The organism is uncultured Maribacter sp. (assembly GCF_963975365.1).
Lineage (GTDB): Bacteria > Bacteroidota > Bacteroidia > Flavobacteriales > Flavobacteriaceae > Maribacter.
This window is the reverse complement of sequence record NZ_CAXBGF010000014.1, coordinates 61,027-82,498: the sequence shown is the minus strand read 5'-3', so window position 1 is coordinate 82,498 and position 21,472 is coordinate 61,027. Positions and strand designations below refer to the sequence as shown.

At 35.3% G+C, this 21,472-nt stretch carries 18 protein-coding genes; 15 read left to right on the top strand and 3 right to left on the bottom strand.

The window, feature by feature from the left end:
- The first annotated feature begins 15 nt into the window (after positions 1-15).
- From AACZ49_RS14795 to AACZ49_RS14725, 15 genes are all read left to right on the top strand, one after another.
- Positions 16-1,371: a cytochrome ubiquinol oxidase subunit I gene (locus AACZ49_RS14795; RefSeq protein ID WP_339656503.1), complete on the top strand. Its 1,356-nt coding sequence runs from the start codon at positions 16-18 to the stop codon at positions 1,369-1,371.
- 9 nt (positions 1,372-1,380) lie between these two features.
- Positions 1,381-2,418, top strand: a complete 1,038-nt coding sequence (cydB, locus tag AACZ49_RS14790; RefSeq protein ID WP_339656500.1) for a cytochrome d ubiquinol oxidase subunit II — start codon at positions 1,381-1,383, stop codon at positions 2,416-2,418.
- Between the two features lie 533 nt (positions 2,419-2,951).
- On the top strand, positions 2,952-3,764 hold the full coding sequence (locus tag AACZ49_RS14785; RefSeq protein ID WP_339656498.1) for a hypothetical protein: 813 nt from the start codon (positions 2,952-2,954) through the stop codon (positions 3,762-3,764).
- A gap of 128 nt (positions 3,765-3,892) precedes the next feature.
- Positions 3,893-5,347: an FAD/NAD(P)-binding oxidoreductase gene (locus AACZ49_RS14780; protein WP_339656495.1), complete on the top strand. Its 1,455-nt coding sequence runs from the start codon at positions 3,893-3,895 to the stop codon at positions 5,345-5,347.
- 54 nt (positions 5,348-5,401) lie between these two features.
- Positions 5,402-5,542 carry a hypothetical protein gene (locus AACZ49_RS14775; RefSeq protein ID WP_339627721.1) on the top strand — a complete coding sequence of 47 codons (141 nt, stop codon included), beginning with the start codon at positions 5,402-5,404 and terminating at the stop codon, positions 5,540-5,542.
- 317 nt (positions 5,543-5,859) lie between these two features.
- Positions 5,860-6,495 (top strand): DUF2202 domain-containing protein, encoded by a 636-nt coding sequence (locus tag AACZ49_RS14770; RefSeq protein ID WP_339656492.1) that lies wholly within the window; start codon positions 5,860-5,862, stop codon positions 6,493-6,495.
- 210 nt (positions 6,496-6,705) lie between these two features.
- Complete coding sequence (locus AACZ49_RS14765; RefSeq protein ID WP_339656489.1) at positions 6,706-7,368, top strand: DUF6799 domain-containing protein; 663 nt, start codon at positions 6,706-6,708, stop codon at positions 7,366-7,368.
- Between the two features lie 68 nt (positions 7,369-7,436).
- Positions 7,437-8,345 (top strand): hypothetical protein, encoded by a 909-nt coding sequence (locus AACZ49_RS14760; RefSeq protein ID WP_339656486.1) that lies wholly within the window; start codon positions 7,437-7,439, stop codon positions 8,343-8,345.
- A 282-nt stretch (positions 8,346-8,627) separates the two neighbouring features.
- The gene (locus tag AACZ49_RS14755; protein WP_339656483.1) at positions 8,628-9,932 is read left to right on the top strand and encodes a TolC family protein; all 1,305 of its coding nucleotides are present in this window, start codon (positions 8,628-8,630) and stop codon (positions 9,930-9,932) included.
- 58 nt (positions 9,933-9,990) lie between these two features.
- The gene (locus AACZ49_RS14750; protein WP_339656480.1) at positions 9,991-11,073 is read left to right on the top strand and encodes an efflux RND transporter periplasmic adaptor subunit; all 1,083 of its coding nucleotides are present in this window, start codon (positions 9,991-9,993) and stop codon (positions 11,071-11,073) included.
- A gap of 128 nt (positions 11,074-11,201) precedes the next feature.
- On the top strand, positions 11,202-14,435 hold the full coding sequence (locus AACZ49_RS14745; protein ID WP_339656478.1) for an efflux RND transporter permease subunit: 3,234 nt from the start codon (positions 11,202-11,204) through the stop codon (positions 14,433-14,435).
- 11 nt (positions 14,436-14,446) lie between these two features.
- Entirely contained in the window at positions 14,447-14,752 is a 306-nt protein-coding gene (locus AACZ49_RS14740) for a hypothetical protein (protein ID WP_339656475.1), read from the top strand.
- A gap of 18 nt (positions 14,753-14,770) precedes the next feature.
- Positions 14,771-14,956 (top strand): DUF2892 domain-containing protein, encoded by a 186-nt coding sequence (locus AACZ49_RS14735; RefSeq protein ID WP_339656473.1) that lies wholly within the window; start codon positions 14,771-14,773, stop codon positions 14,954-14,956.
- Positions 14,957-15,218: 262 nt separating this feature from the next.
- Positions 15,219-15,779, top strand: coding sequence for a YeeE/YedE thiosulfate transporter family protein (locus AACZ49_RS14730; RefSeq protein ID WP_339656471.1), 561 nt, complete (start codon positions 15,219-15,221; stop codon positions 15,777-15,779).
- A gap of 1 nt (position 15,780) precedes the next feature.
- The gene (locus AACZ49_RS14725; protein WP_339656468.1) at positions 15,781-16,194 is read left to right on the top strand and encodes a DUF6691 family protein; all 414 of its coding nucleotides are present in this window, start codon (positions 15,781-15,783) and stop codon (positions 16,192-16,194) included.
- 16 nt (positions 16,195-16,210) lie between these two features.
- Here the strand turns inward: AACZ49_RS14725 and AACZ49_RS14720 are convergent, their stop codons facing one another.
- The 3 genes from AACZ49_RS14720 to AACZ49_RS14710 are packed head-to-tail and all read right to left on the bottom strand — an operon-like array spanning position 16,211 to position 21,472.
- On the bottom strand, positions 16,211-17,965 hold the full coding sequence (locus AACZ49_RS14720) for a hypothetical protein (RefSeq protein ID WP_339656465.1): 1,755 nt from the start codon (positions 17,963-17,965) through the stop codon (positions 16,211-16,213).
- A complete protein-coding gene (locus tag AACZ49_RS14715; protein WP_339656462.1) occupies positions 17,958-20,177 on the bottom strand; it encodes a tryptophan-rich sensory protein in 2,220 nt (739 codons plus the stop codon). The genes AACZ49_RS14720 and AACZ49_RS14715 overlap by 8 nt, the downstream gene beginning before the upstream one ends.
- Positions 20,177-21,472, bottom strand: coding sequence for a BatA domain-containing protein (locus AACZ49_RS14710; RefSeq protein ID WP_339656459.1), 1,296 nt, complete (start codon positions 21,470-21,472; stop codon positions 20,177-20,179). Before AACZ49_RS14710 ends, AACZ49_RS14715 begins: the two co-directional genes overlap by 1 nt.

Here is a 21,472-nt window from a genome sequence, read left to right as displayed (position 1 = left end):
TAAAAAATTCGCCTTATGGATGTAGAAATTCTTGCCCGTATCCAATTCGCTTTTACTATTGCCTTTCACTACATATATCCGCCGTTAAGTATAGGAATTGGTCTTATTATGGTAATAATGGAAGGTTTATACCTAAAAACAGGAAATAAACAATATGAAATCTTAACCCGTTTTTGGTTAAAAATATTTGCTATAACCTTTGGTATTGGTGTTGCTACCGGTATTATTATGGAATTTGAATTTGGTACCAATTGGGCCGTTTATTCAAGGTACGTTGGCGATATTTTTGGTAGCGCTTTAGCAGCCGAAGGTTTGTTTGCTTTTGGTTTGGAAAGTACCTTTTTAGGTATATTACTTTTCGGGTGGAACCGCGTATCGCCTAAGGTTCACTTCTTATCAACTATAATGGTTTTTTTGGGCTCAATGTTTTCTGCAGTTTGGATTGTTGTAGCGAATAGCTGGCAGCAAACACCTGCAGGTTATCATATTGTAGGCGAAGGTTTTAATGCCAGAGCGGAAGTAACAGATTTTTGGGCAATGGTATTTAATCCATCTAGTGTTGATAGGGTTATTCATGTGTGGCAAGGAGCCCTTTTAGCAGGTGCTTTCTTAGTATTAAGTGTACATGCATATTATTTATTGAAAGGTAGATATGTTGAAATCTCAAAAAAAGCTTTTAAAATTGCTCTTGCGGTAGCAACCATCTTTTCATTAACTCAACTACTTTCAGGGCACAGTTCTGCTGATGGTGTTGCGGTAAATCAACCTGCAAAATTGGCTGCTATGGAAGGGCATTACGAAAAATCTGCCCCTGCCGATCTGTACTTATTTGGCTGGGTAGATAATGAAACGCAAGAAGTTACAGGAATAAAGCTACCTGGTGGCTTATCGTTTCTCGTTAATCAAGATTTTGAGGCTCCTATTACGGGTTTAAATGCCTTTCCTGAAAATGAACGTCCAGGTCAAGTAAATGCTGTCTTTCAGTTTTATCATATAATGATTTCAATCGGAATGTTTTTAATTGCCTTAACGCTGTATGCCAGTTTTTTATGGTGGCGAGGCACTTTATTCGATAAAAAATGGCTTTTACATATTTTTGCGTTCGCCGTATTGTTACCGCAGATAGCAAATCAAGTAGGCTGGTTTGCTGCAGAAATGGGAAGACAACCGTGGATTGTTTACGGACATTTAAGAACAGATGAAGGGTTTTCGCAAGAAGTATCGGCTAACCAAATTCTATTTTCGTTGATACTCTTTTTAAACGTTTACGCCGTACTATTCCTATTGTTTATTTATTCGGTAAATAAAAAAATAAAGAACGGTCCGTACGATGAAGCTAAAAATCCTGATGAATTTTTAAAACACGTTTAATCGCAGATTATGGAAACTTTTTTAGGTATAGATTACCCTACCCTTTGGTATTTAGTCGTTGGATTATTATTTTCTGGTTATGCAGTTTTAGAAGGATTCGACTATGGTGCAGGTTCGTGGCATCTTTTTTTCAAAAAAGATTTAAGCAGGCGTATTGCCATCAATGCCATTGGTCCGTTATGGGATGCTAACCAAGTGTGGCTTATTATAGGTGGTGGGGCATTGTTTGCAGGTTTCCCGGTAATGTATGCCACCATGCTATCTGCCATGTATATTCCGTTCATGTTGTTTTTACTTTTGTTGGTCTTGCGTTCTTCTGCAATTAAGTTTAGAAGTGCTGAAAAGATGTTATGGTGGCGAAAAACATGGGATATTGTTTATTTCGTGTCTAATGTTTTAATAGCTTTTCTACTAGGTGTTGTACTAGGAAATATATTACAAGGATTTGAATTAGGTGAAAACTTCAGTTATAAAGGAGGCATATTCTTTTCCTTCCTAAGTCCGTATGCAATTATGACCGGCTTTACAACACTTTCTTTGTTTATGACACAAGGGGCTATTTTCCTACTCTTAAAAACGGAAGGACGGTTACATGCCAGATTAACCTTCTTACTAAAAAAAGGAATGATTTTTTTTATTACAAGTTTCGCAATAACTTCTTTGTATACCTTAATATTCATACACGGTGTTACCGATAAATTTAAAGAACAGCCGTTGTTTTTTGTTTTACCCATTTTGGCATTTTTAGCAGTAGCCAATGTTCCAAGATTAGTCTCCAAGAAAAGGTATTTTCAGGCATTACTGTTTTCATCTATGACAATGGCGTTTTTATTAATGTTGGTGGCCTTTCAGTTATATCCTGTTTTATTGCCCTCAACTATAGGCCCAACTTACAGTGTTACCATATATAACGCAGCATCCTCTCAAAAGTCTTTGGGTATTATGTTAACCATGGTTGTTGTAGGTGCGCCATTATTAGCGGGTTATCTTATTTTTCTTTATAAAACTTTTAATGGAAAAGTACAATTAGACGATACCAGTTACTAGCCACTAAACCCTAGCTAAGGAATTCAAAAACCTCTTGATTTGCCATTAGTTACGTGTTAATGTTGGGAATAAATAAGAAAAGTATACATAGTATACTGCTCTTTTATGTCATCCACATGACATAATCAATAAGGTTTAGATTAGGTCTTTAATAAATTAATCTTCTTTTTCTTTTTTCTTATTTAGCTTATACATAAGCCAAATGAAACCAACAACAAAATGAAGCAGAACAATGCCGGCAATAATATAGATTAGGGTATTGGAATTTCCTCTCATTACGCAACTCTCTTAAATAATTTCCTCAAAATTAAATATTCAATTCAAATTGAAATATGATAATAATCAATAACACTAGTTGGCATGTTATTGAAAGTGTTTTGGTTTTTGGAAAGCCCTATCCAAGTTTGGCACTTCGCGCAAATAATCAAAAATAAGAGTTTTTATTTATAAAAAAATGAACTAAAACCTATATGTAACAATAGTAACTGTAGGTGTTCTAGGTAAGTAAGAACTTTGATTAAAACCTAGAAACCATGAGTGTTATAAAAAAAACAAAACTACTTTTTTTGACTCTTACCATTGGTCTAATCATTTCTTGTAAGCAAAAGCAATCGAATAGTACCGAAGAAAACTCGACAGTAAACAATGAGTCCTTTGAACCTATCATATATAAGACCAAAGAAGTAAATATTGAAAATTATTTTCCAGGTCCAAATTTCATGAAAATTGTATTTGCTGAAAATAATGGACTTAATCTTACAGACGTACAACTACAACTTTTTACTGAGTGGCGAACAGAACACCAATCAAAAGTTGCCGATATAAATAGAAAAATAGCCGACTTGGAAATTGAGTTAAAAACACTTTCTATTGAAGGGACAGATATGGCAAAACTATTGGACCAAGCACAAAAGACTAACATTTTGAGAATTCAGGTCGCGAAAACCAAATTAGACTGCCGCCAGCTTATAATGGACAATTTAGATCCTCAGCAATGGCAAACTCTGGTATTAGCCTATGAAAAAAAGTATCCTTTTAACGAGCGAACTAAAATGATGGATGTTATAACCCATGTTAACCCTGTACCTAATTATATGAGCGTTATTAATGCCAATATTGCCGAATTGAGTATTACGCCATCACAAAAAACCATACTTGATAATTGGAGCGAAGAAAATCATCCAAAAATGATGGCAATGGCCAACGCCATTATCATTATGGAAAAGGAAATATACGAAGCATTATTAATGGAGCTTACCAAAGAAAATATACTTGCCAAATTTGAGGAAATTAATAGTATACGAACCCAAATTTTAGAGAAAAAATCAATTGCCGCAATCTTGTGAAGAAAACAATTTCTGAAAAGCAATGGGCAGTATTGGTTTCAAAAATAATATAACGATCACTTTTCTAGTGATATATATCATTCCATAAAAAATATTCATAAGGTAAATTAGAATCAAAATAGAATGCAATGTCGAAAATAGTCATATTAGGTGCTGGGATCTCAGGTCATGTGGCCGCAGCACACCTCCGTAGAAAGTTGTCTAAACAACATGAGGTATTAGTAGTTTCACCGAATAGTAACTATCAATGGATACCTTCCAATATTTGGGTGGGCATAGGTAGAATGAAGTCTGAAGAAATATTATTTCCTTTACAACCTTTGTACAAGAAAAAAGGAATTGGTTATAAGCAGGCGAAAGTTTCAACTTTTCATCCCGAAGGGGATAATGAAACCGAAAAACCTTTTGTAAAGGTAGAATACGTTGTTGGTGAAAAAAAGGGCCAAACCGAAAAAATAACCTACGATTATTTAATAAATGCCACGGGACCAAAATTGGCATTTGATATGACAGAGGGACTAAACCCTGGAACGAACAAAGCGTATTCCGTCTGTACCTATACACATGCTGAACATGCTTGGGGTGCTCTAAATGATTTGATTCAACAAATGAAACAAGGTAAAAAGGCTAAAATTTTAATTGGTACAGGCCATGCGAAATCCACATGTCAAGGAGCGGCATTTGAATATATACTAAATGTAGAACAGGAGCTGAGACGACATAATGTACGTAATAAGGCAGAAATAGTGTGGATAGCCAATGAGCCAGAGTTAGGTGATTTTGGTATGGATGGAATGCTACTCAGTTACGGGAACAATATTATGAAATCTAGCGAAATGGTTGAAATGGTCTTCGAAGACCGTGGAATAAAATGGATTATTGGTGCTGGCGTTAACAAAATAGAAGATGGTGTAGCTCATTATGAAACACTAGATGGTGAATACCATTCTGAAACATACGATTTTGCCATGCTTATTCCGGCATTTTCAGGGCATGGTTTTAAAGCATTTGATAAAAACAATCAAGACATTACAGAAAAACTCTTTAAAGGCTTTATGATAGTTGATGCCGATTATACGCCAAAACCTTATGAAGAATGGAGTGTGCAAGATTGGCCTGAGACCTATCAAAATCCGTCCTACAAAAATATTTTTGCTCCAGGTATTGCGTTTGCACCACCTCATGCGATTTCTAAACCTAGGGTAAGCAAAAACGGGACTTCCATTTCACCTTCTCCACCAAGAACAGGAATGCCATCTGGAATTACAGCAAAATTGGTTGCTGATAATATTATTGATGCAATCAACGGAAAAAAGAATTTACATCATAAGGGTTCTATGGGTAACATGGGAGCAGCATGTATTGCCTCGGCAGGATACGGAATGACCAAAGGAAGTGGTATCAGTATTACAACATATCCTATTGTGCCCGATTATAATAAATACCCCGATACTCAAGGGCGAAAACTGAGCAAGACCTTTGGTGAAATTGGATTGGCAGGGCATTGGCTGAAATTAGCTTTGCATTACGCGTTTATCTATAAGGCGAAAATGAGACCTTTCTGGTGGCTGATTCCCGAATAGTCTTAAAGGACAATCTTTTAAAACTTAAATCAATAAAGCTTAAAACCAAAAGAAATGACACAGAGAATATCGAAATCAAAACGCTTTTATATGATGAACCCTATAATTCAATTTTTTAAGTTCATTTGGTTGAGCATTAAAATAATGCTTATTGTGGCTGGCGGTCACGGAGGAACACGAAAGGCTAATAATTAATAATAAAAAAGCAATTATTTTAACTACAATTGGTGTTACAATCGGTGCTCTATCAGGGTAATTTATATTACGCTGAAATTAGTTGTATTAGTGGTACTTGCGCAATTACCTCTAAACAATAGATTTATTGATTGCTTAATGGGCAGATTGTTATTCAATACGTTAATGAAATCTACTAAAAAACAACTCAATTCCCATTTATATATTTGTGGTTTAAAGTAATTTAAAGCAACAGTAAGTAACTGTTTATGTAACTAAAGTAACTGTGTACCTTTTTGTTTTTCAAGAACTTAGTCCTGAATTTAAATATAAAGGTTATGAAAAGTTTAGTTAATACAAGAATTTCATTAGCTGTTATTACACTTTTTACAGCAAGTTGGTCTATGTCGTGTGAGAATGATGAAACGGACATAACATTAGATAATCAACAAAATACAGCTATTTCACTTGAAGATAAAGAAGCTTTGCTTTTTATGTTGGAGGAAGAAAAATTGGCTCGAGACACCTACATCTATTTGGACGAATTATGGGGTATCAACCAATTTTCCAATATTCAAATCAGTGAGCAGTCACATTTAAACGCAGTTGCCAATTTATTAGATACGTTTGGTATTGACTTTACTGTTCAGCCTGAAGGGGTATTTACAAACCAAGAAATTCAGAATCTTTATGATGAGTTTATTACTGACGGAACCATGAGTATGACGCAAGCACTTAAGGTAGGTGCCACCATTGAAGATTTGGACATTGTTGATCTTCAAGATTATATAAATGCCACTTCGAATACAGCATTAATCTCGGTTTTTGAAAGTCTTCAATGTGGCTCTCGTAATCACTTGAGAAGTTTTGTTTCGGCATTAGAAAATACCGGGAATTCATATACCCCACAATTTTTGACAGTTGAAGAATATGAGCTTATCATAAGCGACTCCAATGAACAATGTGGACGATAAACATTCTAAATATTTTATAATTTACAACTGATTATTTTCTCTGGTTCACTGTTATATACTTATCAATGCTCTTTCATTCATGAAAGAGCATTTTTATGTAACAAATGTTACATAAAACCCTGTATTTATTGGCTTTACATGACCTAAGTCATTTTGCATATTATTTCAGAACAATACTTTTATACCATTATAAATTTAAAATATAGTATAATGAAAAAAGCACTTTTTTTAGCTGCATTTATGGTTCTAGGAACTACTTCAATAACCGCTCAAGATCAAGATAGAGATCAAGACCGCTTAATGTTGGTCGATGGCGATGTACTACAAATTCGTGATCGAGATCAAATACGATTGCAAGATCCCTTAACCCTAAATGATGGTACCCTTGTAAACCCTGATGGGTCATATATAACTAGAGATCGAAATCGCTTACGCCTTCAAGATGGCGAATGTTTGGACAATGATGGTGTAAAATACCGCAATGAATATCAATATAGGTATAAGGTAAAACAAGAAAACAAAGGCTTGACCGATGCGCAAATTCAGGAACGCAACCAGAATAGATTCCAAATAATGATGATAGATGGAGAAGCCTTTCAAATTCGAAATCGTGAGCAAAATCAAATTCAAAATCAAGTTGCTCTGGGCGATGGGATTGTCGTAAACCCAGATGGTAGTTACCAAAATGCCCAGCAAAAACAACTGAGACTACAAGATGGTGAATGTATTAACATGGATGGTGCAAAGTTCAACAACATGTACCAACATCGTAAAATGATGGTACAAAAAAACATGAGTACAAATAAAATGATTAAAAAAGGCACAAAAAAACCTTCTACAAAAAAGAAGATAGGCAAAAAGTCCTCTAATTAATAATTGAATGGGTCTTTAGTATCTCAATAATGCTAAAGACCCATTTTAAAATATAAGCTGTCATAGTCATGAAAATAAGATTTTTACTCAATTTATTTATCGCCTTATGGATAACAACAGGTCTTGTTGCACAAAACAATCAACAGTCTGTTAAAGAAAAATCTGATAATGATGAGTCCTATGTTTTAATGGATGTCAGTTTCGTCAACGATGCAGTTTTTATGGGAAGGCGCGATTCAATTGCCGCACCATATATTTTTCCTTCTATAGGCTATTTTGATAAGTCGGGTTTCTATATGGATGCCTCTGCATCTTACCTCGTAGGTTCTGAAGAGAATCGGGTAGATTTATTTTTAGGAAGTCTAGGATATATGTCACATGCTGAAAGCATAAATGGTGGTATTTCTGCAACAGCGTATTTTTTTAATGAGGATAGCTACAACGTAAAATCTTCCGTTGTGGCCGATATTTCTGGTTTTCTTAGCTATGATCTTAAGTTTTTGGAAGTTTCGCTACTAGCGAGCACCTTTTTCAATGATGGTAGTTCTGCCGATATTTTTACAGGGGTAACTTTAAATCACCTTTTTTTTAGCAATGATAAGCAGTTTTTAATCAATCCTACCATAGCAATTTATGCAGGTTCCCAACATTTCTATCAAGAATATTATAGTACAAGTAGACTAGGAAATCGAAAAAGTCTGGGTAAAGGGCAAAGTATAAATGAGTCGCCAACCACGGTTTCGACCTTAGTAGAAATTCAAGATGTCTCTCAATTCAATATTTTGAATGTTGAATTAAGCCTACCCCTACAATACTACTATAAACAGTATATTTTTTCACTTACCCCGGTTTTGTCCATACCCCAGTCAAGCGCAACCATTACGACTGAAGATATGGTCATCTCTGAAGAATTGGAAAGTACTTTCTATTTTTCTGCCGGTATCAGTTACTGGTTTAATACTACAGCAAAAAAATAGTTTGTTTTTAATATATCATTTTTGGTTTGGATGGTAAAAGGTGTTTCTATAATAGGAATGCCCTTTTTCATTATAATTATTGTGGAATATTCATAAAAACTTAAGTTAGATGATGGTAGTCATTTATAGCCAAAAAACACCGCTATATATTTGTTTCACTAGTAAAAATTGGCATAGATGAATATTACATTAGCTCCCAAGCGCTATTTAAATTCATCGGTAACATTTGTTACTGTGTAGCCTGTTTTACCACCTTAATTTTGCATTAAATAAATGAATACGATGAAGTATAAATTAGGATTTTTATTATTACTCGTCTTTTATTCGGGACTTACACAAGAAACGAAGTCTATTACAAAAGATGAAGTGTTAGCTAAGGTTAAAGAGCGTAATAACACACTAAAAATAGCACAACAAGATGTACTATCTGCGAAGGGGGATTATAATCAGACTAATGCTGTTTTATTACCCAATGTCAGTGTTTCCCATACAGCTATTGCCACTACGAATCCTTTAATGGCCTTTGGCTCTAAACTAAATCAGGAAATTTTAACCGCGGCTGATTTTAATCCTAGCCTATTGAATGACCCTAGACAAATCGAAGACTTTGCAACACGGGTCGAAGTGCAGCAACCACTCTTGAATTTCGATGGGATTTTTCAACGTAAAGCGGCAAAGGCAAAATGGAACGCTACTGAATTACAATCTGGTCGCACTGAAGATTACCTAGCGCTAGAAGTTGAAAAAGCCTATATGCAATTGCAACTCGCATATAAAACGGTAACAGTTTTACAGAAGGCCCAAGAAACAGCATTAGAAAACAAGCGTATTGCTGAGAACAGTTTTAAGCAGGGTTATTTACAAAAATCAGATGTATTAGCTGTAGAAGTAAGAGTAACCGAAATTGATAATCAGTTACAATATGCAAAGAGTACTATTTTAAATACCAGTAACTACGTATCGGTTTTGATGAATTCGGATGAAAATGAAATTCTAAAACCTTCCGATTCATTATCCATAGTTAGCTTTACTTCCAATACGCCTGAAAGCTTATCTGAAAATAGAAAAGATATTTTGGCCATGAACTCAGCTACCGAAGCATATCGTCAAATTCATAAAGCAGACCAAATGGCATTCTTACCTCGTTTAAATGCTTTCGGCACTTACGAACTTCATGATAATGAAATTTTTCAAGGTCAGGCTCAAGGTTATTTATTCGGAGCAGAATTAAAATGGAATCTTTTTGAAGGTAGTAAGCGTTTTGGAAAATCTCAAAAGAGCAAAGCTGAATATGACAAATCTAAATTACAATTAGAACAATACAAGTCTGAAAGTCAATTAGAGCTCAACAAAGCTAAAAGAGGACTAGCAGATGCAAAGAACAAATTAAAGCTTACAAAACTAGCCCTTGAACAATCTGAAGAATCACTGCGTATACGCACCAACCGTTTTAAGCAAGGCTTAGAAAAAACTACAGATTTATTACTGTCAGAAACCCAATTCTCTCAAAAACAGTTAGAATATTACAGTACCATTTTTCAACATAACTATGCCTTGGCCTATTTGAAATTTTTAATGGAAGAATAGAAACGATTAGAAAAAAATATTACCAATACTTTGATAAGTACTTAATACCAATTAAAAGATGAAAAATAAAAAATATATAATCACAGCAATTTTAGGAACAACAATTCTAATCTCTAGTTGTGGTAGCGAAGATAAAAAAGAGGTAATCGATAATTCGCCCGCTGTAAACGTTAAAGTAAAGACGGTTTCAGAAGATAACAGTAGTCCTTTTTTAACGGTAAGTGGAAAAATAGAAGCAGTAAAGAGTGCAAATATCAGTACTCGAATGATGGGTTATGTAGATAAAATATATGTTGGTGTTGGTGATAAAGTTCGTGACGGACAATTATTAATGAGTGTCAACAATGCAGATGTTTCAGCCCAACTAGCCCAAGTAAATGCAGGTATTACCGAAGCTGAAGCCGCTTATACCAATGCTGAAAAAGACTATAATCGCTACACTTCTTTATTTAAAGAAAACAGCGCCTCACAAAAAGAGTTAGACGATATCACTGCCAACTATACCATGGCGAAAGCAAGATTAGAGTCTGCTAAACAAATGAGGAATGGGGTAAACGCACAAATGGGCTATGCGAATATTCGTGCTCCATTTGACGGTGTGGTCACTAATAAGTTTATAAATGCAGGTGATATGGCAAACCCAGGTATGCCTTTACTAGAGGTAGAATCTCCAGGTAATTATCAAGTTTTGGCCATGGTACCAGAATCTGAAATTCTTGCCGTTAAAAATTACAGTGAAGTCACCGTACAAATAAAAGCATTGAATAAGAATGTAAAAGGTAAAGTGAGCGAGGTTAGCACATCTTCTAAAAACACCGGAGGTCAATATTTGGTAAAGGTGATTATTGATAAAACAGATGCACAGATACTATCAGGTATGTACGCAACTGTACAATTTCCTGTTGCTCGTAAGACAACTAATTCCGCTATTATGATTCCTATCGAAGCTGTAGTAAAGAATGGTCAATTAACGGGCATTTATACGGTTAGCCAAAGCAATACTGCACTTCTACGTTGGTTGCGTTTAGGAAGAACTTTTGGCGACCAAGTAGAAGTACTTTCAGGTCTTTCTGCCGATGAGCAATATATAGTATCTGCGGAAGGTAAATTATTCAACGGAGCTAAAATCTCAAACCAATAAACGAATCTGGGTTAGGGATTGAAGCGGTTACCCCACAGGTACTTTTTTACCGATGAGGAGTAATAGTAAAAAGCCCAACCGCCTGTCTACGGATAGATGGAAAAGCACAAACAAAATAAATAGAAATAATGAAGGAAGGTTTAGCTGGCAAAATTGCCAAAATATTCATAGGCAGCAAGTTAACAGTACTATTAATGATTGTATTCATGGTCATTGGGGTGTACAGTTCGTTTTTAATTCCGCGAGAAGAGGAGCCACAAATTGACGTGCCGATGGCAGATATTTTTGTAGGATATCCTGGGGCGAGCCCTACTGAAGTGGAGTCTCGGGTGATAAAGCCATTAGAGAAATTAATTTCGAACATAAAAGGTGTCGAGTATGTATATTCAACATCGATGAAAGAACAGGGTATGGTGATTGTGCAATTTTATGTAGGTGAGGATATTGAGCGCTCATTTGTGAAATTGTATAACGAAATTAATAAGCATATGGACGAAATGCCCCAGGGTGTTACGTTTCCTTTGGTAAAAACCAGGGCTATTGATGATGTACCCATGCTTGGACTCACCTTATGGAGTGAAAACTATGATGGCTATCAATTGAGCCAAATGGCACAGGAGTTGGAAAGTGAGATAAAGAAGGTAAATGATGTAGCGATTACCCATAAAATCGGTAATCAAGACCGCCAATTGCGGGTGGTTCTAGATAAAGATAAACTTGCCGCAAGCGGATTAGATTTCTTGTCCGTTTCCGAAATGATAAAGGCGAATAATGCACAGTTGAATTCAGGTAGTTTTGATAAAAATGATACTGAGTTTTTAGTAAACACGGGCAAGTTTTTGGCATCGGTTACCGATGTTGAAAATCTTGTGGTTGGTGTACAGAAGAACCAACCGATTTATTTGAAACAAATTGCCAGTATTATAGATGGTCCAGAAATTCCACAAAGTTATGTTTCTTTAGGTTTTGGGCAGGCAAGCGACAAAGTTGCCGATTTCAAATCTGAATATCCTGCAGTTACGATTTCTGTAGCTAAAAGAAAAGGTGCCGACGCAATGAAAATTGCAGATATTGTTATTGATAAGGTTAACCATTTACGTACCACACTGATACCTGATGATGTTCATGTAGAAATTACCAGAAACTATGGTGAAACAGCTTCCCATAAAGTTTCTGAATTATTGTTACACCTTATAGGCTCTATTTTCGCGGTAACACTCGTAGTAATGTTAGCAATGGGCTGGCGTGGTGGTTTAGTGGTGTTTTTATCGGTTCCGATTACATTTGCTTTAACGCTGTTAAGCTATTACATGTTAGACTATACGCTAAACAGAATCACATTGTTTGCTTTAGTTTTTGTTACAGGTATCGTAGTGGATGACTCCATTATTATCGCCGAGAATATGCACCGGCATTTTAAAATGAAACGCTTGCCATTTAAGCAAGCTGCACTATATGCTATAAACGAGGTGGGTAACCCAACTATTTTGGCCACATTTACGGTAATAGCCTCTGTATTGCCTATGGCCTTTGTTTCTGGTTTAATGGGACCTTATATGGCTCCAATGCCGATTGGGGCTTCTATCGCCATGATACTATCCTTATTTGTAGCTTTAACCATTACACCTTATTTAGGATATATTTTCTTAAGAGAAAAAGATAAAAAGGGTGAAGAAGAAAAGCAACAAAAACCTTTAGAGGAGACCTATATTTACAGGATTTACAACAAATTTGAACGTCCATTAATTGAAAATAAAAATAAACGATGGTTGTTTTTAGGATTGACAATTTTACTACTTATGGGATCTATGGTGTTGTTTTTCACCAAATCGGTGGCCGTAAAAATGTTGCCTTTTGATAACAAAAATGAATTTCAAGTAGTTATTGATATGCCAGAAGGTACTACCCTTGAACGTACGGGAGTGGTAGCCCAAGAAATTTCCCAGTACTTGTCCACTCGGCCAGAAGTGGTGAATTATCAAAATTATATTGGCACTTCTGCACCAATAACATTTAATGGTTTGGTACGTCATTACGATTTACGTGGCGGTAGCAACATGGCAGATATCCAAGTGAATCTTGTTGACAAAGGTGAACGTTCTGCTCAGAGTCATGACATCGCAAGATTACTGCGTCCTGATATTCAAAAAATAGCAGCGAAATACAATGCCAATGTAAAATTGGTTGAAGTTCCGCCTGGGCCTCCTGTACTATCTACGATTGTTGCAGAGATATATGGTCCTAATTATGAAGAGCAAATAAAAATTGCCAATAGTGTTCATGATATCTTAAAAAACACGAATGATGTAGTTGATATCGATTGGCTCGTAGAGGCGGACCAAACCGAATATCAATTCGTAATCAATAAAGAGAAAGCAATGCTCTACGGTGTGGCACCTCAACAAATTGCCTATACTATGAATATGGCTTTATCCAATAGAGCCATTACTAATCTATATGATGAGAATGCTACAGATCAAGTTGGATTGGTACTGGCATTAGATGAAAAGGAAAAATCGACCATTTCAGATATTTCACAATTGAAGATTACTTCTAAACAAGGTACAATGGTGCCGATTGCCGACTTGGTTGACATCAAAGAAACAATAAGCGCAAAAAGCATTTACCGTAAAAATCAAAAACGTGTAGTTTACGTAATGGCCGATATGGCGGGAGTATTGGAGAGCCCTGCTTATGCCATTTTGGGTATGGAGGAAAAGCTCAAAGAAATTGCCTTGCCAAAAGGTTATGAAATCAATGAAATGTACTTAGGTCAGCCTGAATTTGAAGATAACTATACCGTTAAGTGGGATGGTGAGTGGCAAATAACACTTGAGGTATTTCGTGATTTAGGAATCGCCTTTATGGGAGCTATCATATTAATTTATATTTTGATTGTAGGATGGTTTCAAAACTTTAAAGCACCTATTGTAATGATGGTGGCCATTCCTCTATCCTTAATCGGAATAATTTTAGGCCACTGGATTATGGGCGCATTTTTTACAGCAACCTCTTTTATTGGAATGATTGCTTTAGCCGGTATTATGGTACGAAATTCGGTATTGTTAATCGACTTCATTAATCTGCGTTTGGCAGAAGGTATACCAATAAAACAAGCAGCTATTGAAGCTGGTGCAGTACGTACTACACCTATTCTATTAACTGCAGGCACCGTAGTTATTGGTGCTTTTGTTATCTTATTTGACCCTATTTTTCAAGGATTAGCTATTTCATTAATGGGTGGAACAATTGTCTCTACCGTATTAACATTGTTAGTGGTACCCTTGGTTTATTATATGATCGAACGGAAAAATTACCCAGAGGTAGAGCCTCAAGAAAATATAAACACTACTCAAGACTAAAATAAGTAGCTATGAAATTATTAATTGTAACCGTTGTATTAGAATTTGAAAAGGATATTCTTAGACTTTTCAAAAAAGCCAATATTGAAAGTTTTAGTGAAAGCCGTATTGATGGGCATAAAAATATAACATCAATGGTTCGAACTGCAAGTTGGTTTCCAAGTGAAAAAGGAGGTGTAGAATCGAGTTTATTCTTCTCATTCACATCAGTCGAAAATATAGATACACTTTTTGGGCTTATCAAAGAATTCAATCAAAATCTTGAAACCAACAACCCAATAAAAGCTGTTGTGGTTCCAATAGAAAAATCAATATAATCTTAAAAAATCATAAAAATGCTAAATACATATTTTAGAGTTATCGTAGGTACAATGGTATTATTAAGCGTCGTTTTGGCCGTCTATTTAAATATCAACTGGCTATGGTTTACAGTATTTATAGGAGTTAATCTTATACAGTCAGCTTTTACGAAGTGGTGTTTATTAGAAACCATTCTTCTGAAACTAGGTGTTAAGAAATAATTAGGATAATGGGGTTGGTTGTATTAAAATTTATATGCTAGCCCTTCTCTAAATAATGCACCCTCATATTCTAAACAGGAATATGGTTATTATGTTTTGATTTTCAATAAATTAAAAGCCAATTTCAATTACCTTGACGCTCTCATTGAATTAAAAGTAATCACATTTGGGGGGGGTAATATCTTGCTAATGTAACAGCGTTAAAAAAAGATTTATTTTCTTTGCGCTTATTTACGTTACTAACATCAAGAATTAATTGACAATGAATTTGATTTATGACCCATGGCCATGGTATGTAGCCGGACCTTTAATTGCCTTTACCATGTTTTTACTACTTTTTGTTGGTAGAAAATTTGGCATGTCATCTAGCTTAAGAACAATGTGTTCGATTGGTGGAGCTGGAAAGATTTCTGATTTTTTCAAATACGATTGGAGAGCAGAACGTTGGAATCTAATAGTGATATTGGGTTCGATAATTGGTGGATTTATAGCCGCTCGATATCTATCGGATAATACTGTAAAAATAAACCCGGAAGTCGCGCAACAACTTTCTAACGATTATGGAATTTCTAGTGCAGGACAAGCATATCTTCCACCTGAATTATTTGCCTCGGAACATCTTACTGATCCTTTTGTACTTGCAATTTTGATTTTAGGCGGATTCATGGTTGGCTTCGGTGCTCGGTATGCCGGTGGCTGTACCAGTGGCCATGCCATTTCTGGGCTTAGCAATTTACAACTGCCCTCTCTTATAGCAGTAATTGGTTTCTTTATTGGAGGCCTGGTTATGATTCACCTTTTATTCCCCCTAATTTTCGGATAGTATGAAATATTTAAGTTATTTAACCATAGGTATATTTTTCGGAATCATAATGTACAAATCTGAGGCAGCATCATGGTTTCGTATTTATGAAATGTTTCAATTCGGTTCTTTTCATATGTATGGCATTATTGGCGCTGCATTGGTATTAGGCGTTATTGGTATTCAACTCATTAAAAAATTCAAAATAAAAGCTATCGGTGGTACCGAAATGAATTTACATCCAAAGAAAAAGGGTGTTACCAACTATTTAATTGGTGGTATTATTTTTGGCTTAGGATGGGCGTTGGCAGGAGCTTGTCCAGGTCCTATGTATGTTCTTGCAGGAGCTGGTTACTACTCTATTCTTATTGTAATCGGAGGTGCACTTTTAGGAACTTTTGTTTATGGTCTTTTAAAAGATAAATTACCCCATTAAAAACACTTTGGCTAAATCATTTGTCGGATGATAACTTAGGTGATAACCACAACCAACCTATTCCTAATAAAAATAGACTATAAAATAGTATTGGAGAAATAGGACGGTAACTTGAAACCGCCCTATTTTTTTTTGCAGTAGTAGTAAATTGTTTTAGGTTCGCGTTTATCGTTTTGGCCGTTCTTAATGATTTCCAATGTAAATCATCATATACATAATATACAAACTGTAACGTACTATCACTATTTATTTTCAGCGCATTCCAACCCTTTTTCTGTGGATAAACTGTACCCGAAAACTTATTGGAAATCATTGGTTTTTGAACCATAGATACAGGCACTTTATTTTCATTGACTATCGAGAACTCTTTTAAATTAGTGTAACTATTAAAATAAAAGGGCTCGTCGACTATAGGTATGTGAGATACTGCCTTCCATTCAACTACCAAATTATTCTTTTTACTAATGGCATCTAAAATTTGGGTCCAACTATTTTTATAAGCTATATGAGAACCATTTAGCAATAGCTGATAACTATTTAAAATTGTGGTAGTTGCAATTCTTCCTAAACCTATTTGTTTATAAAAGGCTATGGTTATACCATCCCTAATTAGTATATGTTGCCCTAATAATTGCTCATCGAAACCAAAAGGGTATTTCTCTAATGTATTGGTACTATTAGCCAGTTGAACCGCCCTAATACCATCTCGTTTAAATTTAAAATAAGATGAACTTTCAGGAAGATTAAAAAAGAATTCACTTGGCTGAATGAACAAACCCAACCCACTTTCACGAACATTCTTTTCGAAGCGATTTTTAATTATGGCCCCAAAACTATAATAGGTGTCTGCATCTACTATAACTACATCAAACTGATTCAAAACGGCATCGGTAAATTCATATACTGGTGAACTATTGGTATTGAAATATTCAAACTTAAATTTACCTTTTGTTAGTTGACTTCTAACAATTACTTCGTGCCCCTCTTCAGCCAAGAAATTCTTTAAATATTTTGTTTCGAACGTGGGGAAGATATTCAAAATCAATATGCGTAAAGACTTCTTTTCTTTAATTTCTATAGGTAAAGGATTCGCATCTAATAAAACCCCAGTACTGTCCTTTACAGTTAGTTGATACACATATGTGCCAATAGTTTTTGGACTTCCTGACATTGAAAAGTCAGAATTACTATTCTCAACAAATTGAATAGAGTCTAACCCATTTCCCCTTGAATCTTCAAAAACTAAAAATGAACCCTTACTCGGTTGGTAATAGCTACCATTTACTTCAACCTTTTCACCTATTGTAATTTGATTTGTATATGATAATCGGTTAATTCCAGATGGTTTTTTCATCGGAATATAGTCAACCTCCAAATCATTGAATCGTAAAAAATCATAGGATTGTATGCCCTGCCCTATTACATAAATACTGGTTAGGGATTCTAGTTCGTTCCTAATAGATTTCCCAGAATCATAATTCAGCACTTTTAAGCCTTTGTTCAGAATCACCAAGCTATCCTTCTGGTGATTACTATATCCATAAGTAAGTAAAAGACCTTGTTGCTCATCTATCTCCACTTCCTTTGTTGGTTCTAACACTAATAAGACCAATGCGGTCATCGTTACAAATGCCACAATACTATTCAGAACAATATTATTTAGATTTCTAGTAACCCATTCCTTATAGCAATACATAGAAAATAGCACTAGCCCTCCTATAAGAACCGGTATCAAAACATCTTTGTGTACCAATGAAAATCCGTCAATCATAGGTTTCCAGTTGTTTTAGATATAACGAATTGATTTCATCGGTATAGACATTGCGAGCACCCGGTATTTGTTTAGGTTGTGGTAAGGCTGACAACAAGCCTTTCTGAACGGATTTAAAATTCCCAATTGTTCTTGCCGTATTATTCTCAATTTGCTTTATTCCTTGAAGAACATTTAAATACTTGCCTGGATTCTCTATTGCCAATCGAGCCAACTCATTCCCTGCCTCTAAAAAAACCTCCTTATCAACCTCAAGAAAAACATCCTGTTGCTGAATTATTTTTTCTAATCGCATTACAGCTTCCTTCATTGATTTAAAAGGTTGCTCTAATTCTAAACTTTCAGTTTTTCGATAATTATCAATATCTTTTATAGAACCCGTTAATCTGCTTTCTTCCTTTATTGGTGGTGGATCAAAACCTATTCTATGTACATAAATACGAGCACTATTTTTTATTTCTTGAATCAATTTTAAGGCACCATATTGAAATGGTAATGATTTTTCTGGCTCATACAATCGCAAATACAATTCGGCATCCCACATGATGCTTAATGCCTTTCTCAATTTAGTCTTCAGGGATTCCTCAAACAAAGTAGACTCTTCTGGGTCATCATGATTGTGGAGGTACTCGTGTAAAGGATCTTCAACTACCTCTGATTCTTGAACGGCCACAATGTTATGTTCGTTTTCCCCATCATGGTCGTGTGAGTATTCTTTCAATATATTTTCTTGATCTTCCCCATGATTATGGTCTTCACCTGTTTTATCAGTTTCGATCTCTGTAGGTACTTCTGCCATTTCAGATTCATCGCCCATAAATTGACCATATTTTAAACGCAATGCTTTTTGGTCAAAACCAAGCTCATTACTTCTAAATTTAAACTCCTTAACCGTTATGCTGGGTTTATCCTTTATTAGTTTCTCGGTATCGATAATCAACTGACGTTGACTTCTAAAATAATCGGGCATTTGGTCAACTCCTAAAGTTCCCTCTACTCCGAATTGATCCGATACGGTATCTTTTATGACAGCAAAATAGGTTTCGCTTCGGGCTACATTACGTTTTGGCTCTTTTTCATCAAAGGCTTCAATATAAAAATAGAGCTCATCGCCTACTTCCATTTTTAAAGCATCTAAATCTATATTTTTAGTTAAACTTAAGTTGGTTTGTCCTTTTAGAATCGTTTGGTTAAAATTCAATTTCTCTTCCCTAAATTTTACAGACTCCCCTGAGCCTTTACTCACCGTTGCAACAATGTATACGTCATCTATACCGTAATCATCGCTAATGTTACTTTGTAACTGGATTTTCTTAGTATCGGAAAAATCAAAATGCGTGTATTGTTCCAAGCCTAAAACTTCGATTTCGGGCGGATTATCGGGTATGGCTTCTAACGAAAATAAATCGGAGGTAAATTCAACTCCATCTTCATTTTTAAATTTAAAACTGTAAAAACCCGATTCTATGAGGGATTGTTGAATGGTATAACCACCATCAACCTGCTGCATGGGGGATGATTCTCCCATGCGCTCCATAAACACACTTGTAACAGAATTATCAAACTGTAGTCTCCATCCAATGCTAGAATTGACTACTGCTTTTATATTAGGTTCAGTTATAGTTTTATTACCTAAGCGGGTATATGTAGGATAATAAACAGTAATTACTTGGTTGGTTATTTTCGGCAATACCGATTCTTTTAACAGCGTATCTGTAGCTACAAATTGTATATGCTCCTGAATTGGTTTTGAATTTAAAACATCACCTACCCCACTGTATATTCCTAATTTACTTAATAAAAAACCAACAAATACAAGGGAAAATAAAACTACGCTGGCTTGCTTTACTCTATTTGGAGGAGTAATTGCCCCTAATCTTGTCTTAAGTTCGAGAGATACTTTATAGCGTTGCAACCGGGCAAGGTTGGATAATGATTCTTCTGGCTGTAATAAAAGTCCGGTGCTAAAGGATGCTTCGACTACATGTGCGTCGATATATGTACTGGTAGTATTTAAATTGTGCGACCAAGGGTGTTTTATTAAGAGTAGTAGAATTAAAACAAGTATGAAAACCGCCAATCCAATCAAAATATTACTAGCTAAGAAATAAGTGAACACACCAAAACCTAAAGCGTATAAAAACACCTCTAGATACCCTAACAATTGCCACCGTTGATTGAACTTCATCAAATGTTGTTTGCCCAATTCCATTACTGCTTTCTTAAATAAGCCACAAGGCGTTCAACTATTAACAATGCAAATAACAACACCCATAAATAGGGAAGTAAATTAAAACTCCCCAATTGAGGTATCTTTGCAGTACTTGTCTTAAAATTCGTTTGTAAATCGGTTTCTGTTACACGCCTTATATCTGCTTCAGAAACTAATTCATCCAATTCATTATTAACATCTAAAATGTCCAATACATTTTCTACCAACCGTTGTTCAACTGCATTTTCAGCATTGATTCTTTTGGTTAAAACATAGGTGTTCACTATAGAACTTTGTTTAATGAGGTAATTCGATTCAGAATCCTTCTTATAAACCAATAGCTTCTGGTAGAATCTAGGCACAGGTTTTTCACTGAGCCAAACCGTAAGATCATACTTTTTCTTTTTAGGCACGAAAGTATCTAGATTGCTTTGTACTTTTATTTCTCGATTAAGATATTGCGCCAATGTCGCAAACGCTGCCTCAAAATATTTTTTATCCTTCACTAGGCTGTCTGCATAAAAAATGGCTATTTCAATAGGTTTCAGAACAACTATTGGCACCTTCCCTGTAATTTTCTTATCTGTTATAATAAGGCTATCACCTTCAGAATTCAATACATATTCAGAACCAACCTCAATAAATCGGCTAGAAACTTCAACTTTATTTGATGTTCCAACAGCTGAAAATAATTGTACATCTTTTTCATTTTGATAAGCAATCAATGGCTTATCTACAGTTTGGGGCGAATCAATTACCACCCATTTAATTGGATGATTGGTTTCTGGTCGCGAACCTTTTACTCCCTTAGCATATCCTTTTGTAAAAACAACAATACTGTCGGTTTTTAAAATATCCGTTTCCGATGCTAGCGACCAATAATCAGGTATCGCTTTATTCTCTATATGGTCAGAATAATTCTCCCAAATAGGAAATCCTTTTTGGAAAAGACGTATTTCTTGTCCGTCGCGAAGATTATCTAACCGAGCCATGAAATTCTTATTTTGACTTAGTTCTGGTTCCACTAAATAGGTTAATAAAGAATTATCGATTCTTTTATTCCACTTGGGTTTAGCCAAAATCAATGTTAATACACTTATGATAAGCATTCTTATGAGCAATAGCCAAAACTCATTTAATTGAATACTACTAGATTGTTTTGATTTTGATTCTGATAACAGCTGAACACTCCCTATTTTAATCGTCTTAGCTTCCTTTTTACTCCATAAATGAATTGCTATTGGCAACAATAGTCCCAATAAAGCCCATAAATACAAAGGATGTGCAAATGACAT

Coding starts and splice junctions, on each gene's coding strand:
- AACZ49_RS14795 (WP_339656503.1), top strand. CDS start 16: ATGGATGTAGAAATTCTTGCCCGTATCCAATTCGCTTTTACTATTGCC.
- cydB (WP_339656500.1), top strand. CDS start 1,381: ATGGAAACTTTTTTAGGTATAGATTACCCTACCCTTTGGTATTTAGTC.
- AACZ49_RS14785 (WP_339656498.1), top strand. CDS start 2,952: ATGAGTGTTATAAAAAAAACAAAACTACTTTTTTTGACTCTTACCATT.
- AACZ49_RS14780 (WP_339656495.1), top strand. CDS start 3,893: ATGTCGAAAATAGTCATATTAGGTGCTGGGATCTCAGGTCATGTGGCC.
- AACZ49_RS14775 (WP_339627721.1), top strand. CDS start 5,402: ATGACACAGAGAATATCGAAATCAAAACGCTTTTATATGATGAACCCT.
- AACZ49_RS14770 (WP_339656492.1), top strand. CDS start 5,860: ATGAAAAGTTTAGTTAATACAAGAATTTCATTAGCTGTTATTACACTT.
- AACZ49_RS14765 (WP_339656489.1), top strand. CDS start 6,706: ATGAAAAAAGCACTTTTTTTAGCTGCATTTATGGTTCTAGGAACTACT.
- AACZ49_RS14760 (WP_339656486.1), top strand. CDS start 7,437: ATGAAAATAAGATTTTTACTCAATTTATTTATCGCCTTATGGATAACA.
- AACZ49_RS14755 (WP_339656483.1), top strand. CDS start 8,628: ATGAAGTATAAATTAGGATTTTTATTATTACTCGTCTTTTATTCGGGA.
- AACZ49_RS14750 (WP_339656480.1), top strand. CDS start 9,991: ATGAAAAATAAAAAATATATAATCACAGCAATTTTAGGAACAACAATT.
- AACZ49_RS14745 (WP_339656478.1), top strand. CDS start 11,202: ATGAAGGAAGGTTTAGCTGGCAAAATTGCCAAAATATTCATAGGCAGC.
- AACZ49_RS14740 (WP_339656475.1), top strand. CDS start 14,447: ATGAAATTATTAATTGTAACCGTTGTATTAGAATTTGAAAAGGATATT.
- AACZ49_RS14735 (WP_339656473.1), top strand. CDS start 14,771: ATGCTAAATACATATTTTAGAGTTATCGTAGGTACAATGGTATTATTA.
- AACZ49_RS14730 (WP_339656471.1), top strand. CDS start 15,219: ATGAATTTGATTTATGACCCATGGCCATGGTATGTAGCCGGACCTTTA.
- AACZ49_RS14725 (WP_339656468.1), top strand. CDS start 15,781: ATGAAATATTTAAGTTATTTAACCATAGGTATATTTTTCGGAATCATA.
- AACZ49_RS14720 (WP_339656465.1), bottom strand. CDS start 17,965: ATGATTGACGGATTTTCATTGGTACACAAAGATGTTTTGATACCGGTT.
- AACZ49_RS14715 (WP_339656462.1), bottom strand. CDS start 20,177: ATGGAATTGGGCAAACAACATTTGATGAAGTTCAATCAACGGTGGCAA.
- AACZ49_RS14710 (WP_339656459.1), bottom strand. CDS start 21,472: ATGTCATTTGCACATCCTTTGTATTTATGGGCTTTATTGGGACTATTG.